Here is a 5,693-nt window from a genome sequence, read left to right as displayed (position 1 = left end):
TCCTCGCCCGGTGGCAGGAAGCCGGGCGGGCGGCCGCCGCCGTCGTCGACGCCGCGACCTCGGACGCCGCCGTCGCCGAGGGGCTCCTCACGTCGCCCCACGCGGCCCTCACCGTCGCGCGTGCCGTCGCGTCGGTGCTCGGTCCGGACGACCTGCTCGTGGTGGGCTCGTCGAACCCCGTGCGCGACCTCGACCTCGTGCTCGGGCTGGACCACCCCCAGGCCGGCGACCTGCCCGAGGTGCTCGCCAACCGCGGGCTGGCCGGCATCGACGGCACCGTCTCGACGGCGACGGGCGTGGCGCTCGCCGCCGCCCGCGAGGGCCTGCGCACGCGGGCGCTCGTCGGCGACCTCACCTTCCTCCACGACGCCGGCGGGCTGCTGCGCGGGCCGCACGAGCCGCCGGTCGACCTCGAGGTCGTCGTCGTTAACGACGACGGCGGGTCCATCTTCGCCACCCTCGAGCACGGCGAGCTCGCGACGTCGTCCGCGGCGGGGGCCGCCACGTTCGAGCGCGTCTTCGGCACCCCGCACGGCGCCAACCTGGCCCAGCTGTGCGCCGGGTACGGCGTGGACCACCAGCTCGTGCTCGACGTCGGCTCGCTGCGGCACGCCCTCCAGGCGCCCACGCGCGGGGTGCAGGTCATCGAGGTGCGCGTGCCGCGCGCCGACCGGCTCGCCGAGGCGCGAGATCTCGCCGCCCGCGTCGCCGCCGCGGTCCGGGCGGCCCTCTGACCTGCGGCGGCGTGATTCGCAGCAAGTTCTCAGGTTGAGCCAAGCACCACGCCAGGATGGAGTGGTCTCCTGGAGGCACACATCGAGGAGGGCACCATGAGCACCGACACCCCGGGCGCACCGCAGCCGTCGGGCGCCGACGAGCCGAACCGGAGCGAGAACCCCGCCGAGCAGCCGGCAGCGCAGGACTCTGCGCAGCAGGGCTCCGCGGACCGCCCCGCGCCGCAGCCGGACACGCAGGACACCCAGCACCTCACCGTGCAGCCGACCCAGCAGCTCCCCACCCACGGGACCCCGCAGCCGCCCGCCCCGCCGCAGGCGTCGCAGCAGCAGTACGGCCCGCAGCAGCCGCGGTACGGGCAGATGGCGCCCGGGTCGCCCTACTACACGCACCAGCAGTCGCAGCAGCATCAGCAGACGCAGCACCCCCAGCAGGGCCAGCACCAGGCACAGCACCCGCAGGGTCAGCCGTACGGCCAGGGTCCGGCCAACCCGTACGCCCTGGGCCAGACGTCGCCGCAGCAGGGGCCGGGGGGTGGGACCGCCACGAAGCGCGAGCGGTCCGTCTGGGTCCCGGTGGCCAGCGCGGCCGTCATCGCGGCCGTCCTGGCGAGCCTGGGCACCGCGGCGGCGACCGGGGCGTTCGACGCGGGCAACCCGTCGTCGCTCGCGAACGTCGGCTCCTCCGCGCAGTCCACCGACGAGGCCCCGGTCAAGAACTCGACCTCCGACAACCCGAACTGGGAGGCCGTCACGACGGCCGTCGCCCCGTCCGTGGTCGCCATCCAGGTGCAGAGCCAGTCCGGCGGCGCCGAGGGCTCCGGCGTGATCTACGACGACCAGGGCCACATCGTCACCAACAACCACGTCGTCTCGGGTGCGCAGAACGACACCGTGCAGGTCACGCTGTCCGACGGCCGCCTGTACGAGGCGACCATCGTGGGGACCGACCCGACCACCGACCTGGCCGTCGTCAAGCTGAAGAACCCGCCGGACGACCTGAAGCCCGCGTCGTTCGGTTCGTCCGACGACGTCACGGTGGGCGACGCGGTCCTCGCCGTCGGCAACCCGCTCGGGCTGGCGAACACCGCCACCACCGGCATCGTGTCGGCGATCGACCGCCCGGTCTCGGCGTCGGGGGAGGACGGCAGCACGCAGGTCGTCACCAACGCCATCCAGATCGACGCGGCGATCAACCCCGGCAACTCCGGCGGCCCCCTGTTCAACGCGCAGGGCCAGGTCATCGGCATCACGTCGTCGATCGCCACGATGTCGAGCGGCATGAGCGGCGAGCAGTCCGGCTCGATCGGGCTCGGGTTCGCCATCCCGGTGAACCTGGCGACCAACATCGCCGACCAGCTCATCGCCGACGGCACGGCGGAGCACGCCTTCCTGGGCGTGACCATGCAGGACGCGACGGCCACGGCCGACGGCGTCACCCGCCGGGGCGCCGAGGTGGTCGAGGTGTCGTCCGGGTCGCCCGCCGCCGAGGCCGGCCTCCAGGCCGGCGACGTGATCGTCGCGATCGACGACGACGCCGTCAACGGCGCCGAGTCGCTCACGGCGTACGTCCGGGAGAAGGCGGCCGACCAGAAGGTCACGCTGACCTACGTCCGTGACGGCAAGACGCAGACCGTCGACGTGACGCTCGCGGTCCGCGACGAGTCGGCGACGACGGGCCAGGGCGGCCAGGGTCAGAGCGACCAGAACGGTCAGAACGGTCAGGAGGGTCAGGACCAGGACCAGGGCCAGGGCGGCTCGGACTCGACCGACCCGGGCAACCTGCCCGGCTGGCTCGAGGACCTGCTCCAGGGCGGCAGCGGAAGCAACTGAGCCGCGGCCGGCCGGTCCGCGCACCCGGCCGGCCGCACCAGCAGCCCCGCGGGCCCGCGACGACTCCCCTCCCCGTCGCGGCCCGCGGGGCTTTCCCGTGCTCGAACCGGTCCGGTCGTCACAGCGTCCGCGCGGTCACCCGGCCGCGGGGTGCAGGGCCGCGAGGACACCGAGCGCGCTGCGCTCGAGGAAGTCGGCGAGGTCGGACGGGGCGATGTCGGGGTCGGTCGCGGCCTCCACGAGCGCCTGCTCGGCGAACGAGATCCAGGAGTGCAGCGCGACCTCGAGCAGGGGGGTGGGCGCGACGCCGATCTCCTGGAAGGCGTCGCGCAGGTGCCCGGCCAGCACGTCGCGCGCGTGCTGGATGGTGGCGCGCACGTGCTCGTCGCCGGACGCGGCGCCGCGCACGAGCGAGTAGAACGTCGCGTCGTGGTCGTGCACGAACTCCACGAACCGGTCGAGGGTGTCGCGCAGGCGCTCGCGCGGCGGCAGCTCGGGCCGCGGCTGCGTGGCGTGCAGCATCGCGTCGCGCGCGGTGCGGACGATGGCGGAGTGCAGGCCCTGCCGGTTGCCGAAGTAGTAGTGGACGAGCCCGGGGGAGACGCCGGCCTGTGCGGCCAGGTCCTCGACGGTGACGGCCTCCAGGGGGCGGTCGGCCAGGGCGGCCACGCCGATCGCGACGAGCTGCTGCCGGCGTTCGTCGGGGCTCATCCGGGTGCGTCGCGCGGCTGCCATGCCCCGAGCATATGGCCGTTCCGGCAGGTGAAGGCCCCGTCCGGCGGGTGAAGAGCCGCGGGCAACGGTTGCTATTGACGTCGCCTCAGTAAGGGGCGTACCGTCGCGACTCGTCGGCGACGCAGGGGTCGCCATGTCGTCTGTTGGAGGGGAAATGAAGCTCAGCGCACTGACGCGCACACGTCGAGGCCGTGCGATGCTCGCGGCGGTCCCGACGGTGGCGGTGATCGGCGTCCTCATGGGCGGTGTCGCCCAGGGCGCCGTGCCGGTGTCGATGGCGATCTCGGGCCAGCAGTTCAAGATCGCGGCCGACAAGCTCGACGGGACCGGGTTCTCGCAGTACGCGGGCGAGGCGAAGGACGCCGACGGCAAGTCGCACCCGGTGGCGATCGCGAACATCAAGGACGCCACGCTGCACAACCTGTGCCAGTCGGTGAAGGTCCCGGGCATGCCGCTGGGCCTGCTCATCTCCGCGGGGACCGACCCGAAGAACCCGGTGAAGGCCACCGACCTGCAGATCGGTATGAGCGACCTGCGCGGCACGGCCCAGTTCAACCAGATCCGGATCGGCGTCGACGCGTCCACCGTGAACACCAAGGCCCACGGCAGCAAGGGCGACTTCGCCATGGACTCCGACGCGATCACCATCGATGACCTCAAGCAGGTCTCGTCGAGCACGTCGGCCGCGGTCTTCAAGCTCACCGACCTGCACCTGAAGATCTCCGACGGCACCGAGTGCTTCTGAGCAGCCCCGGCGACCAGGGAGACCAGGCGTGAGCGACGAGAACACCTCGATGATCCCCGAGGCGTCCACGGGGTCGACCGCGGTGCCGTCTCCAGAGGTGCCGGTCACCCGCCGCCAGCGGTTCGCCGCCTGGCGGAGGGGCCGGCCCTTCTGGGGCGGCACGCTGGCGATCCTGTCCGGCGTGGTGCTGTGGTTCTCGGGTCGGCTGCAGATCGACAACTTCGAGATCCAGCTCGGCATCGAGGGCATGCAGTCCACGCTGCTGCCCGTGGCTCTGGTGCTCCTCGGGGCCCTGATCATGGCCCAGCCGCAGCACCGGGTCTTCTACGGCGTCATCACGCTGGCGATCGCGGTCTACTCGCTGCTGGGGGTCAACCTGGGCGGTTTCGGCGTCGGCATGGTCCTCGGTGTGGTCGGCGGCATCCTCGCGGTCTCGTGGATGCCGCGGCCCGCCGCCGAGGCCGCCGAGGCGGAGCCTGCGAACGACGAGGAGCCGGACGCCGTGCCGGTGCCCGCGGACCCGCGTCAGGGCCAGGAGGTCGGCCAGCGGGTCAGCGAGGTCGGCATGGCCGAGCTCCTGCCGTTCGACGAGGAGCCCGCCCGCGGCGGGCGGCACGCGGCCGTCGTCGCGGCGGTCGTCGTGCTCGCCCTCGGGGGTACGGGGACGACGGTGGTCGAGGCGGCCGCTGCGCCCGCGTCGCAGGTGCGTGCGGCGTCGGACTGCTGGGACCCGCTGGGGTGGCTCGAGTGGGCCTGCGGCGGCGGCGACGAGGCCGACCCGACCCCGAGCCCCTCGCCGTCCGCGTCGGAGGACGCTGGGGACGCCGGAGGCACCGGTGACGCCGCGGCCGGCGACGAGTCCGCCGACGCGGAGGGCGCCGTCCCGCAGGAGGCGGACGGCGAGGGGGCCGACGCGAAGGACGCAGGCAAGGACGGCGACAAGGACGCCGGCAAGGACGCTGGCAAGGACGCCGGGAAGGACGGCAAGGCGGACGCGGGCACGCCGGCCGAGGAGCAGGCGCAGGACGACGTCGAGAAGGAGTTCAGGCTCGAGCTCGGCCCCTGCGCGCGGATCACGTTCGGCGGCGAGTACGACATCAACGTCTCGCTGCCGGGAGACTGCGGCACGCGCGAGGACGCCAACGTCTTCTCGCAGGACGGTGAGCTCGAGACGCGGGACCTGCAGCTGCCGCTCACCGGCATCAACGGCATCGACGTGGTGAACGTGCCGGTGACGAACGACGGTCCCCGCCGCGACGCGCTGCGGATCAACGTCGACTACGTCAAGGTGCCCGGGTTCTGGCTCAAGACCTACGCCGACAACAACGGCAAGATCGGCGGCACGGTCACCGACGCGGACTACGTCTCGATGGAGGGCGACGCGCAGATGTACATCTCGTCCATCCACGCGAACCTGCCCGACGGCGACGACTGGGCCGAGCTGGGCGAGAAGATCGCGGCGGGCGCGTCGCCCGTCGAGATGCTGCTCGGCCTCACCGACGCGCGGATCGGCCTCATGGGGGCGACGTCGGACAAGCAGGTCTGGTCGGGGTTCCGCGAGCAGGTCTGGGAGGACTGACCGCGAGATAGAGAACCCTCTTCGCCGAGATAGAGAGGCTCGGACGAGGCCGCACATGCTGCGGCCT

The 5,693-nt window shown here is 72.9% G+C and carries 4 protein-coding genes and 1 pseudogene; 4 read left to right on the top strand and 1 reads right to left on the bottom strand.

The genetic code is table 11. The features are described 5' to 3' along the window. Nucleotides 1-734: pseudogene (locus ACFUVW_RS19090) on the top strand (2-succinyl-5-enolpyruvyl-6-hydroxy-3-cyclohexene-1-carboxylate synthase); the annotation flags it as partial. A 96-nt stretch (nt 735-830) separates the two neighbouring features. Further along, on the top strand, nt 831-2,567 hold the full coding sequence (locus ACFUVW_RS19085) for a S1C family serine protease (RefSeq protein WP_430572881.1): 1,737 nt from the start codon (nt 831-833) through the stop codon (nt 2,565-2,567). Nucleotides 2,568-2,702: 135 nt separating this feature from the next. Here the strand turns inward: ACFUVW_RS19085 and ACFUVW_RS19080 are convergent, their stop codons facing one another. Beyond that, nucleotides 2,703-3,302 carry a TetR/AcrR family transcriptional regulator gene (locus tag ACFUVW_RS19080; protein ID WP_430572880.1) on the bottom strand — a complete coding sequence of 200 codons (600 nt, stop codon included), beginning with the start codon at nt 3,300-3,302 and terminating at the stop codon, nt 2,703-2,705. Nucleotides 3,303-3,456: 154 nt separating this feature from the next. Between ACFUVW_RS19080 and ACFUVW_RS19075 the strand changes: the two genes are divergently transcribed. Beyond that, the gene (locus ACFUVW_RS19075; protein ID WP_430572879.1) at nt 3,457-4,047 is read left to right on the top strand and encodes a DUF6230 family protein; all 591 of its coding nucleotides are present in this window, start codon (nt 3,457-3,459) and stop codon (nt 4,045-4,047) included. Between the two features lie 28 nt (nt 4,048-4,075). After that, nucleotides 4,076-5,626: a DUF6114 domain-containing protein gene (locus tag ACFUVW_RS19070; RefSeq protein ID WP_430572878.1), complete on the top strand. Its 1,551-nt coding sequence runs from the start codon at nt 4,076-4,078 to the stop codon at nt 5,624-5,626. The last annotated feature ends 67 nt before the right edge of the window (nt 5,627-5,693 follow it).

It is taken from the genome of Isoptericola sp. NPDC057391 (assembly GCF_042668085.1).
Lineage (GTDB): Bacteria > Actinomycetota > Actinomycetes > Actinomycetales > Cellulomonadaceae > Isoptericola.
Note: the sequence above shows the minus strand (reverse complement) of the source record. Positions and strands in the feature narration are given on the sequence as shown.